The sequence below is a fragment of the Parafrankia soli genome, from assembly GCF_001854695.1.
In the GTDB taxonomy this organism is placed as follows: domain Bacteria; phylum Actinomycetota; class Actinomycetes; order Frankiales; family Frankiaceae; genus Parafrankia; species Parafrankia soli.
In genome coordinates, this window is the sequence record NZ_MAXA01000113.1 from 177,065 (window position 1) to 201,230 (window position 24,166).

Consider the following 24,166-nt stretch of genomic DNA (forward strand, 5'->3'; position numbering starts at 1 on the left):
CCCAGCAGTGTTCGTGCGAAGGGCCCGCCGGCCCGGGAAAAAAGCCCCGCCGGCGGGCCCTTGTGGCGTCGGGAGCGGCCCGGCGTGGGGCCGCACGCCAGGCCCTCCGACGCGTCATGCCTGGTTCCCGGGCTCTCTTCACCGACTACTCGTCGCACATTACCGACAACGGGGAGGTGGATTCTACCGCGACCCGGCGAAATATCTGACGCTCTTCGGGCAGCTCACATGTCGGGAGCCTGTCTGCGGAGCCCGGGGTGCCCTGCGTAGACTTTGCCGGACCCGGACCGATCCCCTTTCGGGGGAGGGAGAGCACGCCGTGTCGCTTCTGTCGACGATCGACAGCCCGCAGGACGTCAAGCGCCTCGACCATGAGGAGCTGGTGACGCTCGCGGCTGAGATCCGTGATTTCCTCATCCACGCGGTTGCCCGCACAGGCGGCCACCTAGGGCCGAATCTGGGCGCTGTAGAACTGACTCTCGCAATCCACCGAGTGTTCGATTCACCATTCGACCGTGTCCTCTGGGACACGGGCCACCAGTCCTATGTTCACAAGATTCTGACCGGCCGCCGGGAGCAGTTCGACCGCCTCCGTCAGCGCGGCGGGCTCTCCGGCTACCCGAGCCAGGCCGAGTCCGAGCACGACATCATCGAGAACTCGCACGCCTCCACGGCGCTGTCGTACGCCGACGGGCTGTCCCGCGCCTACGAGCTGCGCGGGGAGAACCGGGCCGTCGTCGCGGTCGTCGGCGACGGGGCGCTGACCGGCGGAATGTGCTGGGAGGCGCTGAACAACATCGCCGCCAGCGACCGGCAGGTCGTCATCGTCGTCAACGACAACGGCCGGTCCTACTCACCCACCATCGGCGGCCTCGCCGACCACCTCGCGTCGCTGCGCCTGGCGCCCGAGTACGAGCAGGTCCTGGACGTCGTCAAGCAGGTGCTGGGCCGCACCCCGCTCGTCGGCGCGCCGCTGTTCGACGCCCTGCACGGCATCAAGAAGGGCATCAAGGACGTCGTCACCCCGCAGGGCATGTTCGAGGACCTCGGGCTGAAGTACGTCGGCCCGGTCGACGGCCACGACGTGGTCGCCATGGAGTCGGCGCTGCGCCGGGCCAAGGACTTCGGTGGCCCGGTGATCGTCCACGCCATGACCCGCAAGGGCTTCGGGTACCCGGCGGCCGAGCAGGACGACGCCGACAACTTCCACGCCGTCGGCGTCATCGACCCGCTGACCGGTAAGCCGAAGTCGRCAGCCAAGGGCGCCACCTGGACCTCGATCTTCTCCGAGGAGATCGTCCGGATCGGTTCCGAGCGGCCCGACGTGGTCACCATGACCGCGGCGATGCTCCAGCCGGTCGGCCTGAAGTCGTTCGCCAAGGCCTTCCCGGACCGGGTCTTCGACGTCGGCATCGCCGAGCAGCACGCGGTCACCTCGGCCGCCGGCCTGGCCATGGGCGGTCTCAAGCCCGTCGTGTGTATCTACGCGACGTTCCTGAACCGCGCCTTCGACCAGGTCCTCATGGACGTCGCCATGCACCGCCAGCCGGTGACCTTCGTGCTCGACCGCGCCGGGATCACCGGCGAGGACGGCGCGTCCCACAACGGCATGTGGGACATGTCCTTCCTGCAGGTCGTGCCGGGTCTGGCGATCGCCGCCCCGCGTGACGCCGCGACCCTGCGCGCCGAGCTCGACGAGGCGGTCTCCAACACCGACGGCCCGACGGTCGTGCGTTACCCCAAGGGCAAGGTCGCCGCGGACTCCCCGGCGATCGACCAGGTCGGCGGGGTCGACGTCCTCTACCGGGCGCCGGCGGCCGCGCGGCACCGCGAGGTGCTGCTCGTCTCGATCGGCGCGATGGCCCCGACCTGTCTGGACGTCGCCGAGCGTGTCGCCAGCCAGGGCATCGGCATCACCGTGGTCGACCCGCGGTGGGTCAAGCCGCTCGACCCGGCGCTGGTCGACCTCGCCCGTGACCACGACCTCGTCGTCACCGTCGAGGACAACGGGCGGGTCGGTGGCGTCGGTGCCTGCGTCGCGCAGCTGCTGCGGGACGCCGACGTCGACGTCCCGGTGCGTGAGTTCGGGGTCGCCCAGCGCTTCCTCGACCACGGCAAGCGCGACGACGTGCTGGCCGAGGTCGGCCTCGCCCCGCAGGACCTGGCCCGCAAGGTGATCGAGGCGGTCGCCAAGCGCCAGCACGCCCTCATGGGCGACGAGGTCGGCGCGGACGAGTCCAACCAGACCCCCGCCGGCGGCGGTCAGGCCTGACCGGCCGGGCCTGACCGGCAGGGCCCGCTCGGCCGGTCACGACCGGCCGGGCCTGACCGGCGCGGGGCCGGGTCGCGCCCGTGTGCGCCCGGCGCGGGTGCCGTCCGGTGGACGCCTTAGGCTGACCCGGTGAGTCGGCGTCCCGCGCACCGCGAATCCCCGTCCGCCATGGCTGGCGGGGACGTCGTGGGTGGGCCCGCCGTCGCACCGGCGGCGGGCCCCGACGAGGCCCGCCCGGCGGAGGAACCGGCTGCCCCCGCCGCCCGTCGGGGCGTGCGGTGGTGGGTGGTCCGCGCAGCCCTGGTGCTCGCCGCCGCGCTTCTGGTCGTGGCGCTGGTCGGCCAGTGGAACGACGTCCGGGACTCGCTGGGCGACCTGACCGTTCTCGGTGTCGTCGGCTCCGGTGTGGCGACGACGCTCGCGGTCGGCGCCACCGTCCTGTCCTGGCGTGCCGTGCTCGCCGGGCTCGGTGCGCTGCTGCCGCTGCGCGCCGCCGTCCGGATCTTCTGCGTCGGCCAGATCGGTAAGTACATTCCGGGCAGTGTGTGGCCCGTCCTCGCCCAGATGGAGCTCTCCCGCGACTACGGGGTCTCCCGGCCGAAGTCGGCCCTGGCGAGTCTTGTGGTGCTCGCGCTGGCGGTGCCCTGCGGCGGTCTGGCCGCGGCCGTCACCCTGCCCTTCTCCTCCCGCGACGCGCTCGCCGACTACTGGTGGGCGCTGGCGGTGGTGCCCGTCTTCGCGGTGGTGCTCTACCCTCCGGTGCTCGCCAGACTGCTGGCGGTCGCGTTCCGGCTGCTGCGCCGCCCGCCGCTGACCGAGCCGCTGACCGCCCGCCCCATCGCCGTCGGCGCCGGCTGGCTGCTGGGCAGCTTCGCCTGCTACGGCGTGGGGACCTGGCTGCTGGTCCGTGACCTGCAGCCGGAGGTCGGCGGCGCCCGGCTGGTGGCGCTGTGCGTCGGCGCCTACGCCCTGGCCTGGACCGCGGGCTTCCTGGTGCTCGTCCTGCCCGCGGGCGCGGGCGTGCGCGAGGCCGTACTGGTGCTTGCCCTGGCCCCGGCGCTGCCGAGTGGCCCGTCGACGCTGATCGCTCTTGTCGCGCGCCTGCTCGCCACGGTCGCCGACATCGTCTGGGCGCTGGTCGGGGTGGCGCTGCGCCCGCGTGGCGAGGCGGTCGCCAGTAGGCCGGAGGACCTCGCCGGGTCGGGCCAGGCCGGCCCACGGGCCGGGGGCGCCGCGGCCGTCGCCCAGCCGGCGCCGAGTAACCGCTGACCCGCGCACCGGCGTGGGAACGTCGCCGTTCCGCACCGTCAATGATCGGAAGCGTGACCGGTGAGGTGCCCAGAGCGATGTCCTCCGTATTCGGATCATCGATCGGGTGTCCTTTCGGGCGGAGTTCAGGAAACTGTGGCGCCCCAGCTTTTTCGCCGGAGGTGACGCTCAGCGTTGAAGCGGCCGGTGATGCTTTTGTCCTGGGGGCTTCGGCGGCCTGGTGCGCCGGGTGGGTTTTTGTCGGTGGCCTGTTCCGACTGATGCCGTGAACCGGGGCGAATCGGTGGGATCCAGCTACTGATCGCGCCGCCGAGTATCGATTCTCCGCAGGCGGGCGCAAACGACGTCCGGGTACGGATCACCGTGGTGGGTGATCCGTACCCGGACCCGCTTCAGACGGACGACGGCCGGCCGACCACGGGCAGGGCCCGGGGTGCCGCGGGCGTGGCGGCTGCCGCGGGCGTGGCGGGTGCCGCGGGCGTCGCGGATGCTGCCGTCCTCGCGGGCGCTGCCGTCCTCGTGGGCGACGGCAGCAGCGTGGCCACTGCCGCGGCGGTGAGCAGGACGGCCGCCCCCACCCACAGCGCGGGCCGGGTGCCGTCCACGAACGCCCCCGGGCTCCCGTAGCCGCCGTTCGCGGCGAAGACCGAGGCCAGCACCGCGACCCCCAGGACGCCGCCGAGCTCGCGCATCGCGTTGTTCGTGCCGGAGGCGAGACCCTCCTGCTCCGCCGGGACCGAACCGAGGGCCACCGACGCGACCGGAACGAAGAACAGCGCCATGCCCACACCGGCCAGGACGAAGGGCGGGACGAGCCCGGCGTAGTCGGCCCCGGTGTCCAGGATCGTCGCGAGCCAGGCCAGGCTCACGGCCTCGATCGCCATACCGGCCACGATCAGCGGGCGCCCGCCGATCCGATCCGAGAGCGGTCCGGCGATCGGGGCGATCAGCAGGGGCATCGCCGTCCAGGGCAGCGTGCGGATGCCGGCCTCGAGGGGCGAGTAGTCGAAGACGTTCTGCAGGGCCTGCGCCAACAGGAAGATCGACCCGAACATGCCGACCGAGAACAGCAGCGACACGGCGTTCACCGCCGCGAACCCGCGGCGGCGGAACAGGGCCATCGGCAGCATGGGGCTCCCGCCGCGCCGGGCCACGCGCCGCTCCCAGGCGATGAAGGCGCCGACCCCGGCCGCGCCGGCCAGCAGTGACGTCAGGACGGCCGGGCTCGTCCACCCGTGGCTCTCACCGCGGACCAGCCCGAGTGTGACGCCGAGCAGCCCGGCGGAGATGATCGCGACCCCCGGCAGGTCCAGCCGTCCGGCCGGCCCGCGGGACTCCGTGAGCCTGCGCAGCGCGAGCGGGACCGTCACCAGGCCGATCGGCACGTTCAGCCAGAAGATCCACTGCCAGCTCGCCCCCTCGGTGATCGCGCCACCGACCAGGGGCCCGACGGCCACGGCAAGCCCGGACATCGCCCCCCACACGCCGAGCGCGGCGCCCCGGCGCTCGGGTGGGACCGCCGCCGACAGCAGCGTCAGGCTCAGTGGCAGGACCAGCGCCGCGCCGACGCCCTGCATGGCCCGGGCGGCGATGAGCGCCTCGATGGACGGGGCGAGCGCCGCGCCGAGGCTGCCCAGGGTGAACACCCCGAGCCCGGTGGCGAACACGGCCCGCCGCCCGAGCCGGTCGCCGAGCGCGGCGCCGGTCAGCAGCAACACCGCGAACGGCAGCGTGTAGGCGTTCACCACCCATTCCAGGCCCTCCAGGCCCGCCCCGAGGTCGTCGCGGATCTGGGGAAGTGCGGTGGTGACCACCAGGTTGTCCAGGGCCACCATGAACGCCGTTATGGACGTCACGACGAACGTCCAGACGGTGGCGGATCGCTTGTCGGTCACGAGTTCCCTCCAAGGTCTTGAGTGCTCACTACCTTCGTTGGATAGTGATTGGTCACTAGATTCGTGGTGTGGACGAGGGTGCGGACAGGTGGAACGGGTGCGAGGGAGGCGAACGCGGGTCTGGAACGGCGCGGGCCGACCCAGGCCGGTCTAGCTGCAGATCTCCCGGGCCCAGCGGTCGCCGATCTCCTGCAGGTTCATCGCGGCCACGACGTTGAGCAGCATGCCGTGCCCGAAGAACGTGCGCAGTTCCTCGTCGTCGCATCCGCTGACGCGTTCGACGGTCTGCCACAGGTCCCGGAAACCCTGCCGGGTGACCTCCTGGATGTCCGGGTCGCCGCAGGAGGCGTAGCTCTGCATCTGCATGAGCAGGTAGGTGCGGTCGGTGAGCAGCTCGTCGTAGGCGGACCCGATCGCCGTCAGGGCGTCGGCGCCGACCAGGTCGCCCGCCGCGGTCTCGAAGCGTTCGCGAGTCAGGGTGAAGGTGGCCCGGACGGCCGCCAGGAACAGTTCCTTCTTGGTGGGGAAGAGTCGGAACAGATAGGGCTGGGAGATGCCGGCACGGCTGGCGATCGCCTCGGTGGACGTGCCGGTCAGGCCGCCCAGGGCGAACTCCTCGACGGCCGCCGCGAGCACCACCGCGCGTCGTTGCTCCGCGCTCATCCGGGTGCCGGTGCCGCCGGTTGTCCTTGGGGCCACGACCTCAAGGTAGTGGTCACTCAATAACCAAGTCAAGGAGAATGTCGGCCCGGAGCGCGGCGGATCCGAGCGGCGGCCTCGGACGGGCACTCCGGGCGGGCAGCGCCGGTGTCCGCCCGGCGTGCCCGTCCGATCAGGCGACGGTGGCGACGCCCGGAGGGTTGAAACGGCGACCGGTCACGCGTTCGCTGATGCCGGTGCGGTCCAGGTACGGGGTGATGCCGCCGAGGTGGAAGGGCCAGCCGGCGCCGAGGATCATGCACAGGTCGACGTCCGCCGCCTCGGCCACGACGCCCTCGTCCAGCAGGAGCCTTATCTCCTGGGCCAGCGCCGAGAGCGCCGCCTCACGGACCTGCTCGGGCGTCATCGCCGCGCCCTCCCGAGCGGTCGGCGCGGTGCCGTCGTCCATGCTCCGGACGAGATCGGCGACCTCCGGGTCGACGATCTGCTCGCCGCCCGGTCCGGCCGTGTAGAAGCTGCTCTTCCCGGCGGCCACGACCCGCGCCAGGCCGTCCGGCGTGCGGAACCGGTCGGGCATGGCCTGGTGCAGGGTCCGGGCCACGTGCAGTGCGACCGGCGGGCCGACCAGCGAGAGCAGGACCAGCGGCGACATCGGCAGTCCGAGCGGGTCGAGCGCGCCGTCGGCCTGTTCGATCGGGGTTCCGGTCTCGGTGGCCGCGAGCACCTCGCCCATGAACCGGGTGAGGAGGCGGTTCACCACGAAGGCCGGCGCGTCCGCGACCAGCACCGCGTTCTTCTTCAGCTGCTTCGCGACCTGCAGCGTGGTCGCGATCGCGGCGTCGTCGGTCCGCGGGGTGCGGACGACCTCGACCAGGGGCAGCACCGCCACCGGGTTGAAGAAGTGCAGCCCGGCGACCCGCTCCGGATGGGTCAGGTCGGCGGCCATCTCGGTCACCGAGAGGGCCGAGGTGTTGGTGAGCAGCAGCGTCTCCGGCTTCACCACGGACTCGAGCTCGGCGAGCACCGCCTTCTTGACCGACATGTCCTCGAAGACGGCCTCGATGATCAGGTCGGCGTCGGCGAACGCGTCCTTGGTCAGTGAGCCGGTCACGGAGGCCTTGAGCCGGTTCGCGCGGTCGTGGGAGATCCGCCCGCGCAGCAGCAGGTTGTCGATCTCGCTGTGGACGTGTGCGACTCCCGCGTCGAGACGCGCCTGGTCGAGGTCGGTGAGGACGACCGGCACCTCCAGCCGCTGGGCGAACAGCAGCCCGAGTTGGCTGGCCATCAGCCCCGCGCCGACCACGCCGACCTTGGTCACCGCCCGGGCCAGCGAGCGGTCGGGCCCGCCGACCGGCCGCTTGGCACGCCGGTTCACCAGGTCGAAGGAGTAGAGCCCGGCGACGAGCTCCTCGCTGGACCCGAGATCGGCCAGCGCCGCCGTCTCGGCGGCGTACCCCGTGTCGGCGTCCGCGGTCTCCGCCAGGGCCATCAACTCGAGGGCGCGGTAGGCGGCCGGGGCCGCGCCGTGCAGCCGGGCGTCCGCGAGGACGCGGCCGCGCTCCAGCGCCGCGGCCCAGGCGGCACCCCGCTCGACGGGACGGCGGCCCTTGGCCGGGTCCACCTCGCCCCGCAGCACCTGGCCGACCCAGTGCAGCGCCTCCTCGAGGAAGTCCGCGGCATCCAGCAGGACGTCACCGAGGCCGAGCGCGAACGCCTTGGGGCCGCGCAGCGTCCGGTTCTGGCTGAGCGCGTTGTCGATCATGATGGTGACCGCGTTCTCCGGGCCGACCAGGCTCGGCAGCAGCTGGGTGCCGCCCCAGGCCGGCACCAGACCGAGGAAGACCTCGGGCAGCGCGATCGGCGCGGCACCGGCGGAGATCGCCCGGTAGTCGCAGTGCAGCGCCAGCTCCAGGCCGCCGCCCATCGCGGCGCCGTTGACCAGCGCGAAGGTGGGGACCCGCCGGTCGCCCAGCCGGCCCTCGCCGACCCGGCGCAGCGCGGTGTGCCCAAGCTCGCCGAGCGCGGTGAGCTTGGGCCGGACCTCGGCCGGGTCGGTCAGCGACGACCGGTAGGAGAGGTCCGCGCCGGCGCAGAAGATGAACGGCTTGCCGGTCACCGCCACCGCCGCCACCGGCGGGTCGTGGGCCTCGATCTCCTCGACGGCGGTGAGCAGCGACCGCAGCCCGCCCGGGCCGAAGGTGCTCGGGCGGGTGTGGTCCTGCCCGTTGTCCAGGGTGATGAGCGCGACCGGGCCGCTCACGCCGGGCAGTTGTGCGTACCGGACATGGGCCTGCGTGACGACCTCGTCCGGGTGTTCCAGGGTCATCGTGGCGCTGCTCATGCTCCTTCTCCCGTTCGGCCGAAGTGCGGGTTCTCCCAGATCGTCGTCGCTCCCATGCCGAAGCCCACGCACATCGCGGTCATCCCGTAGCGGACCTCGGGATGCTCCTCGAACTGGCGGGCCAGCTGGGTCATCAGCCGCACTCCGCTGGAGGCGAGCGGGTGCCCGTACGCGATGGCGCCGCCGTAGGGGTTGACCCGCGGGTCGTCGTCGGCGAGGCCGAAGTGTTCCAGGAAGGCGATCACCTGCACGGCGAAGGCCTCGTTCAGCTCGAACAGGCCGATGTCGTCGATGCTCAGGCCGGTGCGGGCCAGCGCCTTCTCCGTGGACGGGATCGGCCCGACCCCCATGACCTCGGGCGCCACACCGGCGAACCCGAACCCGACCAGCGACATCTTCCGGGTCAGGCCGAGCTCGTCGGCGACGTCCGCGGCGGCGAGCACGCAGCCGGTGGCGCCGTCGTTGATGCCCGCGGCGTTGCCCGCGGTGACCCGCCCGTGCGGCCGGAACGGTGTCCGCAGCCCGGCGAGGCCCTCGACGGTGGTGCCGGGCCGGGGCGGCTCGTCCGCGGTGACCAGCTCCCAGCCGCTGTCGACGTGCCGCGCGGTGACGGGGACGAGGTCGGGCTGGATCCTGCCGTCCGCGTACGCCTTGGCGGCCTTCGCCTGCGACGCGGCGGCGTACGCGTCCGCCCGGGCCCGGGTGATCCCCGGGAACCGGTCGTGCACGTTCTCCGCGGTCATGCCCATGACCAGCGCGGAGGGATCGACGAGACGCTCGGAGACGAACCGCGGGTTCGGGTCCACGCCCTCGCCCATCGGATGGCGCCCCATGTGCTCGACGCCGCCGGCGATGGCGATGTCGTAGGCGCCGACGGCGATCGCGGACGCGGTGGTGGTCACCGCCGTCACCGCGCCCGCGCACATCCGGTCGATGGCGTAGCCGGGCACCGACTCGGGCAGCCCGGCCAGGATGCCGGCGACCCGGCCGATGGTCAGGCCCTGATCGCCGATCTGGGTCGTCGCCGCGATCGCGACCTCGTCGACCCGCTCGGGCGGCAGCGCGGGATTGCGCCGCATCAGCTCGCGGATGACCCGGACCACCAGGTCGTCGGCCCGGGTCTCGGCGTAGACGCCCTTGGCCTTGCCGAAGGGAGTGCGTACACCGTCGACGAACACCACGTCACGGATCGAACCCTGCGCGCTGACGAACACCACCGGCCTCCTCGACGCCTCACCCGTGGGCGGCACGTGCGCGGCCCGCGGCAGACGGTGTCGGGCCGGCTGCCCGCAGTGGCGCCGGACCGCGACGGGAACAGCCTACGGCAGGAGTTACCCATGGGTAGGTAAGGGTCGGTACGTACCGCGCGTGCGGCCGGATCAGGACGCGGCGGGTTCCCCACCGGACGGCGGACGGCCGCCGGTCCGCCGCGTTCTCGCCCGCGCGGACCCGCCGCCCGCCGCGGCACCGGTGCCGCTGCCGGCCGTCCCGGAACCGGTGCCGCCCGCTCCGCCGCCGGCGGTCTCGCCGCCGGTGGCTCCGGGCGCGGCGGCGGTGCCCGCGGGCGGGTCCACCAGGGCCGCGGCCACCGCGGCCGCCGTCAGCTCGACCTGCCAGGGGCGGGCGCCACCCGTGGTCAGCGCGGCGGTCACCGTCTCGGTGTCCCGCGTGGCCGGGGGAGCCCAGGTGACCCGGCGGGCGAGTGCCGGCTCCAGCAGGTTCTCCACCGGCATGCCCTGATCCTCGGCGATCGCGTTCAGCGCCGCGCGCACGCGGGCCAGCCGCGCCGCCGCCACGGGGTCACGTTCCGCCCAGCGGTTCTGCGGGGGGAGGCCGTCGCCGCCCGGGCCCGCGGTGCTCGGCAGCTGGTTCTCGGGCATCTCGGCGGCGGCGCGCAGGGCATCCATCCAGGTGGTCGCCGAGCGCCGCATCCGCTGCCCGGAGAAGATCGGCAGCCGGGTCAGCGCGGCGGCGTCCTCGGGGACCTTCAGTACCGCGTCCATGATCGCGCTGTCGGGCAGCACCCGGCCCGGCGCGATGTCGCGGGCGCGGGCGACCCGGTCTCGGGCCTGCCACATCGACCGGACGGCGGCGAGCTGGCGGCGGCTGCGCGCGCGGTGGATCCCGCTCGTGCGCCGCCACGGCTCGGCCCGCGGCTCCCGCGGCGGAGCGGCGGCGATCGCGCCGAACTCCTGCCGGGCGAACGCCATCTTGTTCTGCGCGACCAGCTCGCTCTCGAGCTGGTCGCGCAGCTCCACCAGCAGCTCCACGTCGAGAGCGGCGTAGCGCAGCCACGGTTCGGGCAGCGGGCGGGTCGACCAGTCGGCGGCGGAGTGCCCCTTCTCCAGCCCGAAGCCGAGCACCCGCTCGACCATGGCGCCCAGCCCCACCCGTTCGTAGCCCAGCAGACGGCCGGCGAGCTCGGTGTCGAACAGCGTCTTCGGGCGCAGGCCCAGCTCGGCCAGGCAGGGCAGGTCCTGGCTGGCGGCGTGCAGCACCCATTCCGTGTCGCCGACGGCGTCCTGCACGCCGCTCAGGTCGGGCAGTGCGATCGGGTCGATGAGCAGGGTGCCCGCGCCGGCCCGCCTGATCTGGACGAGGTAGGCGCGCTGGCTGTACCGGTAACCGGAGGCGCGCTCGGCGTCGAAGGCCACCGGGCCGGTGCCGGCGGCCAGCCGCTCGGTGGCGCGGGTGAGGTCCTGCGGGTCGTCGAGGACGGGCGGGACGCCACCGGCCGGCTCCAGCAGCGGGATGGGTACGGTTGCCGACTCTTCGACAGCGGCGGCAGCATCGATCGCCGCACCCTCACTGACCTGGTGCGTTGAGTCAGGAACCGTCGACGTCACGATCGGCGATGGTACGTGTGAATGACCGGCCTGGCAGCCCAGTCGGCCGAGCAATCGCACTAATTATACGCTTCGTGTTCGATGGTGGCTCCAAGGTAGTCGTCGCGGATGCGCTCCGTTGACATTCCCGGCGCGCAGTGTTCGGACGGGGAGGTTCGGATCTGCTCAGGCGCGGCGGGCAGGTAGCGGTACGACCCCGGAGAGACGTGGCGGCAGCCCCGCCATCGCGGCCAACAGGTCGGCGAAGGAGTGCAGGTGCGCGGCAGCGTCCGCCGGGTCCCACGGCGCCGCCCCGTCGGCCCCGCTGTGCGGCGGCTCCGGCACCGTCTGGTCCTCGGCTTCCTCCACCGATCCTGCCCAGCGTGGTGACCAGGAACACCGGAGCTCGACGTCGAAGTTGTCGCCGTCGGTGGCGAGCACCCCGAAGCGCCGGGACGAGGTGGTGGTGACCGTCCCGCCGAGGGCGCCGAGCTCGGCGCCGTGCGACTGCAACGACTCCCGCAGCCACGACCAGGCGACCCCGGGCAGCAGCGGGTCGTCGGCGACCTCCGGGTCCACCGAGGCGCGCGCATAGCAGACGATCCGGGTGGTGCCCTCCCAGGCGTCCTGCCCGTCGGGGTCGAACAGCAGCACGAACCGGCCGGAGGCCGCCTCGTCGTCACCGGTGAGGCCCCCGGCGAGCGCGAACGCGTAGGGAGCGATCCGGGCGGGCGCGGGGATCTCGCGGACGGCGACGTCCGGCCGCAGCTCCTCCAACGCCGCCCGCAGCGCCTCGGTGGCGGCCACGAAGAGCGCCGGAGCGTCGCTCGGTGCCCGAGTGCCCCCCATGGCGGCAACGTTAGGGCGTGCACCTTGGCCGCGCTGGCCGGACGTCGGAGAGTGCCGCTTAGCGCCCTCCGGGTGGGAACGGGCGCTTCGGGTCAGCGGGGCGAGCCGTGCCGGCACGGCCTGCTCGGGCGGCTGCGCCGACGCCGGGCGCGTCCCGCCGAGCGCCGCCGGCCGGCCGGCCGGGACGAACGGGTCCCCCGGGAGGCCTGGATGTGGTGCGGGACTGTGCAGGCTCACGCCACGGCCCTGGAATCGGATCGGCCGGCGCCGCGGCGCGCGGTAACGGTCACGACGGTCACGGGCCGGTCGGCCCCGGCACCCGCCGGTGGCACCGCGGCGGGCGCGGCGCCGACGAGAATCGCGTGGCCGCACACGACACAGGCACGTTCCGGGCAGTCGGCGCTGTGGCCGTCCTCGCACGGCGGTTGCTCGAACTGTTGCTGTCGCGCGCATCCCGCGCAGTAGCGGATGTGATCGTCGGCGCTCACCAGGACCTGGTCCACTCGCGTATCACTCCCCGGGCACGGCTGCGTCGTTCGCGTGGTAACAGCCTGCGGGCGGGTGTGGCGTGAACCTGACCGCGGCGCAGCCCCCCGCGGGCCGCGTCAGCGCGCCATCCAGCCGCCGTCGGCCGGTCGGTCAGGAGGCTGAACGCGGGACATCGCGGATTGTTGCCGCCTATTCCGACCGGTCTGACGGTGCCACGGGTAGGGCGGTTCTCCGCGCATTCTCACCGGCGTGTCGCGTGCGGCCGGCTGTGCGCGGTGCGGGGCCGACGTTCCCTCGGGGGTGGAAGGAGGTGGTTCGTCGCCGCCGGGCGGGTGACCTCGGCGTACGGGCGGCCTCAGGGCGCCGGCTAGCTCAGGGCGCCGGCGAGCTCAGCTCGCGGGCGCGGAGCTGGCGCGCCCCGGGGAGCCGCCGTGCCCGGACGTGCCGTGCCCGGCCGCGCCGTCGGAGGCCGGGGCCGGCTCCCGTAGCCAGTGCCGCTCCACGAAGAACGGCGCTACCGGCAGGACGGACGCCCCGAGCGCGAGCAGAGTCCGCTTCACCGGCCACCGCCGCAGCGACCCCACGTACAGGACGAGCAGGCAGTACGCGATGAACAGCCCACCGTGGACCGGCCCGAGGATCTTCACGCCGATCTCGTGGTCGGCCCCGTGCTTGACCGCGGTCGCTATCAGGAGCAGGAGGAAGGAGGTCGCCTCGGCCAGGGACACCGCGCGGGCGGCGCCCATCGGCCACGCGCCGTCCCGGGTGGAGCCGTCCTGAACGGAAGGGTCGGTCATCGGACACTCCTCGACGTCGCTTGCGGCCTCGCCGTGCTCTGACATCGCCGGACGCGTTCTCCAGCCTGACTTCTACTGCGAGTAGAAGATATCGCACACAGTCGTGTGCCCTGCGCGGCATCTGTCCGCCGGGCGTGCAACGATCGGGCCATGTCCCTCGGAAGTACCGCCGTTGCGCCGCCTCGCCCCGGGGTCTCGCCCCGACGTCCAGGTCTCGCCGCGACTTCGCCGTTCCTGCGCGCCGCCGCCGGGGACCGCCCCGACAGCGTGCCCGTGTGGTTCATGCGGCAGGCCGGCCGGGTGCTTCCCGAGTACCGCGCCCTGCGCGCCACCACCGCCATGCTCGATTCCTGCCGCAACGCCGACATGGTCACCGAGATCACCCTGCAGCCGGTGCGCCGTTTCCGGCCCGACGCCGCGATCTTCTTCTCGGACATCGTCCTGCCGCTCGCGGCCGTCGGGGTGGACGTCGACATCGTCGCCGGGGTCGGGCCCGTGGTGGCCCATCCCGTCCGGGCGCCGTCCGACCTGGACGTGCTGCGCCCGCTGGAGCCCGGTGACGTGCCCTACGTGAGCGAGGCGGTGGCCTCCCTGGTCCGCGAGCTCGGACAGACGCCGCTGATCGGTTTCGCCGGTGCGCCGTTCACCCTGGCCAGCTACCTGATCGAAGGCGGGCCGAGTCGCAGCCACACCCGCACGAAGGCGCTCATGTACGCCGAGCCGGCGCTGTGGCACGACCTGCTCGGCCGGCTCGCCGACATCACGGCCGCCTTCCTGCGGGTGCAGGTCGACGCCGGCGCCGACGCCATCCAGCTGTTCGACTCGTGGGCGGGCGCGCTCAGCGAGGACGACTACCTGCGCTACGTGGCTCCGCACAGCACCCGGGTCCTCGCGGCGTTCGCCGACGACGGCATCCCGCGCATCCACTTCGGGGTGAACACCGGGGAGCTGCTCGGCGCGATGGGCACGGCCGGCGCGGACGTCGTCGGGGTCGACTGGCGCGTCCCGCTGGACGAGGCCGCCCGCCGGGTCGGCCCCGGCCGTGCCGTGCAGGGCAACCTCGACCCGGCCGCGGTCTTCGCCCCGTCCGACGTCCTCGCGGCGAAGGTCCGCGACGTCTGCCGCCGGGGTGCGGCCGCTCCCGGGCACATCTTCAACTTCGGGCACGGCGTGCTTCCGGAGAGTGATCCGGGCGTGCTGGCGCACATCGTGGACCTCGTCCACCAGTTCTGACAGCGGGGCGGCAGCCACCGACTCGCCAGGCCCGCGCACGGGGCCGTAGGCCGGTCCGGGGCCGCTCGGCGGTGCCCGCCACCGGCGTGGCACGGCCGCGGGCGAGACTGGAGCCGGCCGCGGGACTCGGGCCGGCCCGGCCAGGTGAGGTCGGTGGAGCCGTGGGCCCAGGGCCCCGATCCGGGGGCGGCCACACGGGGACGGCGTGAAGGGGCTGGGAGAAGACGTGCGGGTTGTGATCATTGGAGCGGGTATCGCGGGGCTGTCCGCCGCGAGCGCGCTGGCGGGCAGGGCCGAGGTCACCGTGGTCGAGGCCGGTGACAGCATCGGCGGCAAGCTGCGCACCACCCCGATCGAGGGGCTGGCGGTGGAGGAGGGCGCGGAGGCCTTCCTCGTCCGCGTGCCGGAGGCGCTCCGGCTGGCCCGGCACATCGGGCTCGGGCACGACATCGTGCATCCGACGACGACCAAGGCCTCGCTGTGGGTGGGCGGGCGGCGCCGTCCCATCCCGCCCAACACGATGCTGGGGGTCCCCACCGACGTGCTCGGCCTGGTGCGCTCCCGGGTGCTCTCGCCCTTCGGGCTGCTGCGCGCCGCGGCCGACCTGGTGCTCCCGCGCACGACCCTGCCGACGGACCCGACGGTCGGCGGGTACGTCGGCGCCCGCGTCGGGCGGGAGATCGTGGACCGGCTGGTGGACCCGCTGCTCGGCGGCGTCTACGCCGGGCGGGCTGACGCGCTCTCGCTGCAGGCGACCGTCCCCCAGCTCACCCCGATCGCGACCGAGGACCGCTCGCTGCTGCTCGGGGCGCACCGCGTCCGGGCCCGGACCGGACCGGCCCCGGCGCAGACGCCCGTGTTCGCCTCGCTGCGCGGCGGCCTGGGCTCGTTCGCGGAGAAGGTGGCCAGCACCAGCGGTGCCACGGTGCGGACCGGGCTGATGGCCCGGGAGCTGCGCCGGGTCGAGGGCGGCTGGCAGGTGCGCTGCGACCCGGTGGGCGGCGGTGAGGTGCCCCCGCCCCTGGTCGCCGACGCGGTGATCCTCGCGGTTCCCGCCGGCGCCGCGCGTGATCTCCTCTCCCCGATCGCCCCGCACGCGGCCGCGCCCCTCGCGGGGGTGCCGTACGCGTCGGTGGGCCTGGTCACACTGCTCTACCGGGGAGCTGTACCGCCGCCCGGCAGCGGCCTGCTCATCCCCGCGCGGGCCGGCCTGTCGATCAAGGCGGTGACCTACCTGTCGGTGAAATGGCCGCACATCGCCCGCGGCGGCGACCTGACGGTCGTGCGGGCCAGCGTGGGCCGCGCCGGCGCCGACGACGACCTGCGGCGCGGCGATGTCGAGCTCGCCGGCGTCGCCGCCGCCGAGGTCGCCCAGGTCACCGGGATCAGCGCCCGTCCGATCGCCAACCGGGTCAGCCGCTGGGGCGGGGCGCTCCCGCAGTACCTGCCGGGGCACCTGGGCCGGATCGCGGCCGTCCGGCGCGCGCTGCCGGCGGGCATCGCGCTCGCCGGCGCCGGCTACGACGGTGTGGGCATCCCGGCGTGCATCCGTTCCGGCGAGGCGGCCGCGGCGTCGGTGGTGGGCCAGCTGCGGCCGGACGGGACGCAGGCGGCGGAGTCCGAGCCGGCGGGTGCCTGACCCGCGGGAGCCTGGGGCGGAGGGCGCACCGCGGTGGTGGGCGGCCCCGCACCCCGTGACGGTGGGCCTGGCTCGCTCGCCGACCCGCGGCCGGGGTGGACAATGGTGGCATGTCAACTGGCGATGACGTCCAGCGCAGCGGCACCACCTCGGCGTCCGCGTCCTCCGTTCCGGGTGGGCGGCCTCCGGTCACCGTGCCCACCAACAGCGCCCCCCCCACCACCACCGTCCCCACCGGTGCCCCCGCCTCCGGCGCTCCCGGACCTGCCGACGGGGAGTCCACGAAGTCGGCCCGTGAGCTGAACGACGAGCTGCTCTACACGGGCTGGTTCGTGTTCGCCGCCCGGCAGCCGCTGCCCGCCGATCGCGCGGGCATCACGGCGGAGGCCGGCGAGCTGCTTGACGGCGCACTGGCGAAGGACGTCTACACCCGTGGTATCTACGAGGTCTCCGGCTACCGGGCCGACGCCGACGTGATGATCTGGTGGACCTCACCCAACCCGGACCTGCTGCAGCAGACCTACCAGCGTTTCCGGCAGACCGGCCTGGGGCGGTGCCTGGAGCCGGTGTGGTCCGCGGTGGGTCTGCACCGTCCGGCGGAGTTCAACCGGAACCACATCCCGGCCTACGTGCGCCGGGAGGACCCGCGGGACTACATCTGCGTGTATCCGTTCAACCGGTCGTTCGAGTGGTACCTGCTGCCCGACTACGAGCGCCGCGGCCTGCTCGCCGAGCACGGGATGATGGGCCGGGAGTACGAGGACGTGCGGGCCAACACCGTGGCCGCGTTCGGCCTGGGTGACTACGAGTGGCTCCTGGCGTTCGAGGCCGACGAGCTCCACCGGATCGTCGACTGCATCCGCCACCTGCGGGCGAGCGCGACGCGCCGCCACACCCGGCTGGAGACGCCGTTCTACAGCGGCGCCCGCAAGCCGCTGCCGGACGTCGTCGCCGCCCTGCCGTAACCCCGGGTCCCGGCCTTCCGGTTCCGGCCCCGCCACCGGCGAGCTGAGCCCCGGTCTCGCCTCCGCGAGAAGAGGTCGGCGCCTGCCCGGGCGCCCCCACCCGTCCGGCAGGCGCCGACCGCCCCATTGCTGCCCTCACGGCCGGGCGGCGGATGTCGACCCGGGCGGGCAGAGACCACCGGCATCCATCGGTCCGCAGGACCCGGGCGCTCGGTGGTCGGCGGCCGGACGCTCCCCGGCCCGGCCATGACTGACAGTAGCATCGCCGCTCGGTTCTGTCTGCTACTCGACAATAGAATGCACTGAACGTAACTGCAAATCGCCTCAATTCGGTTGATTCGGTTTCTGTGTGACGGTGAGCAACTGAAGGGCCTCGGTTGTTTTAGCTACTCTTAGTCATCGGCGGGGCGGCTATACCCGACGCGGAGCTGTCGGAAACACGGCTTCGGCCCCGGGCGGGGCGCTGGTCGGCGGCGGTGGTCGTGCCGGTAACGTTGCCGCCTGACCATCGAGCGCCGCATGTCGGGGCCTGGGCGGACCGCGGCGGTCCGCGTCGGCGTCCCGGGTCGCGTCGGTTGCCCACACCGCGCGGAGGTGTTCCCCGGGCCGATTCGGGGCTGCCCGGGTCCGTACACGATCGCTGGAGGTCGGAGTCGGTGAAGCCGCGAGCGATGAAGCCACGGGGGAGTGAACCTGCGATGAACGCCTCGGTGCGAGGCGTCAACGTGCCTGGGCCCCGGGTCCGACCTTGTGTCCGCGTCGGCGATCTGCCCCACGAGCCGGTTGGTTCTGATCGACAATGGCTGCGGCGGGGAGATGCGCGGGGGGCGGTCTCCACCCGTCCAGCTCGCCGATCGGAACTGATGTACCGAGGTCCTGGGGGGGTCCTGCTGTGACGGAGACTGTGTCCGGAGGAACGAGACCATTCGAGGGGGCGAGATCGTCCGGGGGGGCGGTGCCCCCCGGCGGCCCGCGTTCGTCCGGCGGAGCCATGCCGCCCGGTGGGGCGAGGCCGGCGGGAGGGGTGAGGTCCGTGGGTGGAACGAGGCCGGCCGGTGGATCCTGGCCGCCCGCCGGCGGCCCGGGTGTCGTGCCGCAGTCCCGCGGCTACTTCGAACCGGGCCAGCCGACCCCTCCGGGGCCGCCCGTGCGGCCAGGCTGGCCGGGGCAGCCCGAGGAGTCCGACTGGCTGGAGCCGGAGCCGCCGGCAGAGGCTGACTGGTCGGAGCCGCCGGCGGGAACCGGCTGGCCCGAGCCGCCGGCCGCGCCCGGCTGGCCGGGGCCGCCCGCGCAACCGGCCACCGGCCGGCACCATCGTGTGCCCGCTGGCACGCAGTTCGACTTCGCCCACGTCGAGACCTCGCCCGACGCGACCAGCTACCGGGCCCAGGTCGGCTGGGAGCGGCGCTACGTCCGGCTGCTGGTGCTCTTCGACGCGATCGCCTGTGTGATCTCCGCGGGCCTGGCCTACTTCGTCCGTTTCGGGGACGTCGTCGACTTCGACACCAAGCCGCCCTCCTCGAAGCCGTACATCATCATGACGGTCCTGCTGCCGCTGGCCTGGGTGCTGGCGATGTCGCTCAACCGCGCCTACGAGAGCCGCTTCCTCGGCGGCGGCTCGGAGGAGTTCCGGCGGGTCGTCAACGCCGCCGCCCGGCTCACCGCGCTGGTCGCCGTCGCCTCTTACGCGACAAAGGCCGAGATCGCCCGTAGCTACGTGCTCATCGCCTTCCCGGCCGCCACGCTGCTGTCGGTGGCCGGCCGCTCCGCCGGGCGCGGCATCCTGCACCGCATGCGGCGGCAGGGGCGTTGCCTGCACCGTGTCCTCGTCGTGGGGGCCGGCGAGTCCGCGGCCACCCTCGTCCGGCTCGCCCAGCGCGACCCGACCACCGGCTGGTCCGTCGTCGGTGTCTGCCTGGACCGCCTGCCCGGCCGGCACAGCCACGACCGCCCCGAGCGCAGCGGGTTCGACCTGCTCGGTGTGCCGATCGTCGGCACCTCGGAGAACCTGCACACCGCCATCCAGGCGACCCACGCGACAACCGTCGCGATCGGCCCGCAGATGGACGGCGAGACACTGCGCCGGGTCCTGTGGGCCCTCGAGGGCAGCGACGTGGACGTCCTGGTCAGCTCGGCGCTGACGGACGTGACCGGGCCGCGGATCTCGATCCGGCCGGTGGCCGGCCTGCCGCTGCTCCACATCGAGGAGCCCGAGCTCAGCGGCACGCGTCGGCTGATGAAGATGGCCTTCGACCGGATCGTCGCCGGCACCGCGATCCTGCTGTTCGCTCCGCTGCTGATCGGGCTCGGCCTGGCGGTGCGGTTCACCAGCCGCGGTCCGGCGATCTTCAAACAGATCCGGGTCGGGCGCGGCGGCAGCGAGTTCCGGATGTACAAGTTCCGTTCGATGTATGTAGACGCCGAGCAGCGCAAGGCCGAGCTCGAGTCGAGCAACGAGCGCGCCGAGGGCCTGCTGTTCAAGATGCGGGACGACCCTCGGATCACCAAGGTGGGCAAGTTCCTCCGGAAGTGGTCGCTCGACGAGCTGCCCCAGCTGTTCAATGTGGTCAACGGCAGCATGTCGCTGGTCGGCCCGCGCCCGCCGCTGCCCTCGGAGGTCGCGCGCTACGAGGACGACGTCTACCGCAGGCTGATGGTCAAGCCCGGCCTCACCGGGCTGTGGCAGATCAGCGGGCGCAGCGACCTGGAGTGGAACGAGTCCGTCCGGCTCGACCTGCGCTATGTCGAGAACTGGTCGCTGGCCATGGACTTCGTCATCCTGTGGCGCACGCTGTTCGCCGTGCTGCGCCGCGAGGGCGCCTACTGACAGCGGGTCCCTCCTGCTGCCAGCGGGCTGGCGGGTGCCCACTGGGGCCTACTGGCCGCGGGCGCCCTCGACCCAGCCGGCCTCGACCAGGTGCGCGAGCACCCGGTCGACGGCCTGCTCGGTCGGCAGGCCCGCCGTGTCGACCACCACGTCGGCGTCGGCCGGCTCCTCGTACGGGTCGGAGACGCCGGTGAAGGCGGGGATCACCCCCGCCCGGGCCTTGGCGTAGAGGCCCTTGCGGTCCCGTGCCTCGCACACCTCCAGCGGGGTCGACACGTACACGAGCACGAAGCCGCCGCCGCGGGCGGTGGTCATCGCCCGCACCTGGGCGCGGACGTCAGCGTAGGGCGCGATCGGCGCGCACACGGCGATCCCGCCGGCGCCCGCGACCTCCGCGGCGACGAAGCCGATGCGGCGCACGTTCGTGTCCCGGTCGGCGCGGGAGAAGCCCAGGCCCTGGGAGAGATGCGTCCGCACGATGTCGCCGTCGAGCAGGGTGACCCGCCGGCCCCGTTCGAGCAGCCGGCACACCAACAGGCCCGCCAGGGTCGACTTGCCCGAGCCGGACAGCCCGGTGAACAGGATCGTCAGGCCGCGCTGGCGGCGCGGGGGAACCGCGCGGGTCAGCTCGGCCGCCACCGCGGGCGGGGTGAGCTCGGCGGGCAGCGGCACACCCGCGTCGAGCAGGGTCGTGAGATCGTCGGCGCCCGGCGCGCCGATCGCCGGCCCGGTCAGGCTGCCGGCACAGCCGTAGACCTCGGCGAGATGGGCCCGCAGGGCGGTGAGCTCGGCGATCTCGTCCAACGCCGGCTCGCTCGCCGCCTCGTCGGCCAGGCCGCCCGGGGCGGTCGCGCTCATCGCCGGCTCACGGGGCGCGGCGAGCCGCTCCGACGGGACGACCGGGACCAGCACGAGCATGCTGCGGTGCCGGCGGGACTCCGGCGCGAGCGCCGCGGTGTGGGCCGGCTCCGGCGGACTGGCCGGATGCGTCCGGCCGTCGTCCCGCGACACCGCGTCGGAGGCGACCGGCTCGTGGGCCAGCGTCGCCTCGGCCGGGCGGGGCGGTGCGTCGATCGCGTCCAGCGCGGCGAGCAGGCAGCGCACCCGCAGGTGGTGCGCGGCGTCGGCCGGGTCCGCCCCGCCGACCGGGGCCAGGATCACGCAGTGCTTGCCCTGCCGGGTCAGCGCGCGGATGCGCCCGACGTCGGCGGTGTACAGCAGGCCGTCGGCCCACACCGCCCACGGGGCCGCGCCCGCGCCGGTCGCCCAGCCCCGGGCGGCGAACTCGGCGCGCAGTCCTTCCGGGGTCAGCCGTAGCCGCGGGTAGTCCGGATGGCTGGGCAGCTCCAGGCCCTCCACCGTGCCGACCAGGCGCACCGGGCCCGCCCCGGTGGCAGTCGCCGGCGTTCCGGAGGCCTCCGCCGGCATCGCGGTGGCGGGCGTCGGTGAGTCGTCCGCGGTGGGCTCCAGACCGAGCAGGTGCAGGGCCGCGATCATCACGCCCTCGCGGTCGCGCAGCGCGACGTCCATGCCCGGGCCCAGCGCGGCCGCTGTCTCACCGGGGACGGTCAGGCTCGGCACCGGCGGCCCGGCGGGCTGGCGGGCCCGGCCCGGGTAGCTCGGCGCCGGGCCGAACGCGCCGAGCAGCATCAGCTCCAGGTCGGTGAGCTGGCGCGTGTCGAGCACGACCGACGGCCAGGCCACCGAGGCGGCCCGCAGCTCGCGGGCGCGGTCGGCAGCGACGACGGCAAGCGGACAGACGCCGTTCGCGCCGCGCTGCTCACCAGCGCCCGGTATGTCGGGCGGACCAGCCGTGGCATGCGGATCCGGGGCGGACGAGCCGACGGCGGTGTCGGAGGTGGCGCTCACACCCGCGACGGTAGCGGGTGGAAGACTCCCACCCGATGAGCACCGACGACATCCGCCGGCCGGACGGGTTCGCCACGGTTCCGGTCGACATCGCCACGGATGAGCTCAGCGATGCCACGCTGGCCGTCCGGCTGGCCACTGACGCGGGCAAGCTGCTCCTGCGGATCAGGGCCGAACTGGGATTCGCCGAACCGGCGACCCTGCGCGAGACCGGCGACGCCCGGTCGCACCGGCTGCTGGCCCGCGCCCTCGGCCGTCACCGGCCGGGCGACGCGGTGCTCTCGGAGGAGGCGGCGGACGATCCGGTGCGGCTGGGCGCGGACCGGGTGTGGATCGTCGACCCGCTCGACGGCACCCGTGAGTTCGCCGAGCCGGGGCGGACCGACTGGGCCGTGCACGTCGCGCTGTGGGAACGGGGCGAACTGACCGTCGGGGTCGTGGCGCTGCCCGCGCTGGGCGTGACGCTCTCGAGCGAGGGCCCGCTCCCCGCCCGGGCGCTCCCGGCGGCACGCGGGGCCGGCGCGGTGGCCGCGGGCCCCGCGGGGAACCGGGGGATCCCGGCCGGCCCGGTGGCCCCGGCGGGCGCCGACGCCGCGGTGCCGCGCATCGTCGCGAGCCGGACGCGGGCGCCGCGGGTCGTCACCGACGTGGCCGAGAAGCTGGGCGCGACCGTGCTGCCGATGGGGTCCGCCGGGGCTAAGGTGGCCGCGGTCATCCGCGGCGACGCCGACATCTACGTCCACGACGGCGGGCAGTACGAGTGGGACTCCGCGGCGCCGGTGGCCGTCGCGCGGGCGGCCGGCCTGCACACCAGCCGGCTCGACGGGTCGGAGTTGCGTTACAACCAGCCCGACCCGCTGTTGCCCGACCTGGTCGTGTGCGATCCCGCCCACGCCGAGCAGGTGTTGGCCGTGACCCGCGCGCGCTGACCCGCCTGCCGTGCTCGCGATGCGCCGGCCCGATGCGCGAGGATCGGCGGGTGGACCTGCCTGTGACACCGCCGGTGAAGCCGATGCTCGCCCGCGCGGCGCCGCAGATCCCCCCGGACATGCTGTATGAGCCGAAGTGGGACGGCTTCCGCGCCCTGGTCTTCCGTGACGGGGCCGAGCTGGAGATCACCTCGCGCAGCACCCGGCCGATGACCCGCTACTTCCCCGAGCTGGTCGAGGTGCTGCTCGCGGCACTGCCCGACCGCTGCGTGCTTGACGGCGAGATCGTCGTCGTCGGCCCGGACGGACTGGACTTCGAGGAGCTGTCGCAACGGGTGCATCCGGCGACCAGCCGGGTGGCGAAGCTCGCGCTGGAGACCCCGGTCTCGTTCGTCGCGTTCGACCTGCTGGCACTCGGTGACGAGGCGTTCACGGAACAGCCGTTCGCCCGGCGGCGCGCCGTGCTCGAGGAGGTTCTCGCCGGCCACGCCGGCCCGGCTGCGCCCGGATCGGCACCGGTCCGGCGAGTCCCGAGCGGGGTCTACCTCACGCCCTCGACCGGCGAGCTCGACATGGCCCGGCAGTGGTTCGAGCGCTACGAAGGCGCGGGGCTCGACGGGCTGGTCGCCAAGCCGCCGGACGGGGCGTACCAGCCGGACAAGCGCGCAATGTTCAAGATCAAACATGACCGCACCGCCGACTGCGTCGTGGCCGGCTACCGGCCGCACAAGAACGATCCGGAGGCGGTCGGGTCGCTGCTGCTCGGGCTCTACGCCGACCCCGCGGACGAGGCCGACCCCGAGGACGCGACGGACCCGGCCCGGGAAAGCCCGCTGCTGTCCGTCGGGGTCACCTCGGCCTTCCCGATGGCGCGCCGGCGGGAGCTCGTCCGCGAGCTGGCCCATCTCGTGGTGCCGATCGACTCCCACCCCTGGGCCCGCCAGGGCCCGGAGAACGCCGCGCAGCCGGGCGGCGACGCGGGCGAGGAACCGACAGCGGCCGCGGGGCAGCCGGCGCGCACGCCCTGGGACGCCGAGGAGAGCCGGTGGGCCCGTGGCCGTGACCTCTCGTTCGTCCCGCTGCGGCCCGAGCTGGTCGTCGAGGTGCGCTACGACCACATGGAGGGACCGCGCTTCCGGCACACCACGCAGTTCGTCCGTTTCCGGCCCGACCGTGACCCCGGCGGATGTACCTACGCCCAGCTCGAGCGCCCGGTGCGGTTCGACATCGCCGACGTCCTGCGCATCCCGCCGGACTGACCGGCCCAACCTCAGGTTCGGGCGCGCGGCCGCGGCGGTGCCCGGGCG

Annotated in this window: 17 protein-coding genes; 8 read left to right on the top strand and 9 right to left on the bottom strand. The window is 73.9% G+C overall.

What is annotated here, in order from left to right; translation table 11 throughout:
• Positions 1–319 precede the first annotated feature (319 nt).
• Positions 320–2,272 (top strand): 1-deoxy-D-xylulose-5-phosphate synthase, encoded by a 1,953-nt coding sequence (dxs, locus tag BBK14_RS11165; RefSeq protein WP_071061644.1) that lies wholly within the window; start codon positions 320–322, stop codon positions 2,270–2,272.
• A 186-nt stretch (positions 2,273–2,458) separates the two neighbouring features.
• Positions 2,459–3,541 (top strand): lysylphosphatidylglycerol synthase domain-containing protein, encoded by a 1,083-nt coding sequence (locus tag BBK14_RS11170; RefSeq protein ID WP_071061787.1) that lies wholly within the window; start codon positions 2,459–2,461, stop codon positions 3,539–3,541.
• Between the two features lie 392 nt (positions 3,542–3,933).
• Here the strand turns inward: BBK14_RS11170 and BBK14_RS11175 are convergent, their stop codons facing one another.
• From BBK14_RS11175 to BBK14_RS11210, 8 genes are all read right to left on the bottom strand, one after another.
• Positions 3,934–5,436 carry a DHA2 family efflux MFS transporter permease subunit gene (locus BBK14_RS11175; protein WP_071061647.1) on the bottom strand — a complete coding sequence of 501 codons (1,503 nt, stop codon included), beginning with the start codon at positions 5,434–5,436 and terminating at the stop codon, positions 3,934–3,936.
• A gap of 150 nt (positions 5,437–5,586) precedes the next feature.
• A complete protein-coding gene (locus BBK14_RS11180) occupies positions 5,587–6,135 on the bottom strand; it encodes a TetR/AcrR family transcriptional regulator (protein ID WP_241831397.1) in 549 nt (182 codons plus the stop codon).
• 133 nt (positions 6,136–6,268) lie between these two features.
• Positions 6,269–8,437, bottom strand: coding sequence for a 3-hydroxyacyl-CoA dehydrogenase NAD-binding domain-containing protein (locus tag BBK14_RS11185; RefSeq protein ID WP_071061652.1), 2,169 nt, complete (start codon positions 8,435–8,437; stop codon positions 6,269–6,271).
• Entirely contained in the window at positions 8,434–9,651 is a 1,218-nt protein-coding gene (locus tag BBK14_RS11190; protein ID WP_071061789.1) for a thiolase family protein, read from the bottom strand. Before BBK14_RS11190 ends, BBK14_RS11185 begins: the two co-directional genes overlap by 4 nt.
• Positions 9,652–9,816: 165 nt before the next feature.
• Complete coding sequence (locus tag BBK14_RS11195; RefSeq protein WP_071061655.1) at positions 9,817–11,283, bottom strand: HRDC domain-containing protein; 1,467 nt, start codon at positions 11,281–11,283, stop codon at positions 9,817–9,819.
• 165 nt (positions 11,284–11,448) lie between these two features.
• Positions 11,449–12,111, bottom strand: coding sequence for a DUF3000 domain-containing protein (locus BBK14_RS11200; protein ID WP_071061658.1), 663 nt, complete (start codon positions 12,109–12,111; stop codon positions 11,449–11,451).
• Positions 12,112–12,344: 233 nt separating this feature from the next.
• Entirely contained in the window at positions 12,345–12,599 is a 255-nt protein-coding gene (locus BBK14_RS11205; RefSeq protein ID WP_131802234.1) for a hypothetical protein, read from the bottom strand.
• Between the two features lie 390 nt (positions 12,600–12,989).
• Positions 12,990–13,397, bottom strand: coding sequence for a DUF3817 domain-containing protein (locus tag BBK14_RS11210; RefSeq protein WP_071061791.1), 408 nt, complete (start codon positions 13,395–13,397; stop codon positions 12,990–12,992).
• Positions 13,398–13,547: 150 nt separating this feature from the next.
• On the opposite strand from BBK14_RS11210, the gene hemE reads away from it, so the two are divergent.
• From hemE to BBK14_RS11230, 4 genes are all read left to right on the top strand, one after another.
• On the top strand, positions 13,548–14,630 hold the full coding sequence (hemE, locus tag BBK14_RS11215) for a uroporphyrinogen decarboxylase (RefSeq protein WP_071061665.1): 1,083 nt from the start codon (positions 13,548–13,550) through the stop codon (positions 14,628–14,630).
• A 226-nt stretch (positions 14,631–14,856) separates the two neighbouring features.
• Entirely contained in the window at positions 14,857–16,269 is a 1,413-nt protein-coding gene (hemG, locus tag BBK14_RS11220) for a protoporphyrinogen oxidase (RefSeq protein ID WP_071061794.1), read from the top strand.
• A gap of 110 nt (positions 16,270–16,379) precedes the next feature.
• Positions 16,380–17,234, top strand: coding sequence for a hydrogen peroxide-dependent heme synthase (gene hemQ, locus BBK14_RS11225; RefSeq protein WP_165938599.1), 855 nt, complete (start codon positions 16,380–16,382; stop codon positions 17,232–17,234).
• Positions 17,235–18,552: 1,318 nt separating this feature from the next.
• Positions 18,553–20,061 (top strand): sugar transferase, encoded by a 1,509-nt coding sequence (locus BBK14_RS11230; RefSeq protein ID WP_071061797.1) that lies wholly within the window; start codon positions 18,553–18,555, stop codon positions 20,059–20,061.
• Positions 20,062–20,109: 48 nt separating this feature from the next.
• Here BBK14_RS11230 and cysC read toward each other — a convergent pair whose 3' ends face one another.
• Positions 20,110–21,930 (bottom strand): adenylyl-sulfate kinase, encoded by a 1,821-nt coding sequence (cysC, locus tag BBK14_RS11235; protein ID WP_071061667.1) that lies wholly within the window; start codon positions 21,928–21,930, stop codon positions 20,110–20,112.
• Between the two features lie 35 nt (positions 21,931–21,965).
• On the opposite strand from cysC, the gene BBK14_RS11240 reads away from it, so the two are divergent.
• On the top strand, positions 21,966–22,859 hold the full coding sequence (locus tag BBK14_RS11240) for a 3'(2'),5'-bisphosphate nucleotidase CysQ (RefSeq protein ID WP_020462642.1): 894 nt from the start codon (positions 21,966–21,968) through the stop codon (positions 22,857–22,859).
• A gap of 50 nt (positions 22,860–22,909) precedes the next feature.
• The gene (locus BBK14_RS11245) at positions 22,910–24,118 is read left to right on the top strand and encodes an ATP-dependent DNA ligase (RefSeq protein WP_071061670.1); all 1,209 of its coding nucleotides are present in this window, start codon (positions 22,910–22,912) and stop codon (positions 24,116–24,118) included.
• Positions 24,119–24,166 lie beyond the last annotated feature (48 nt).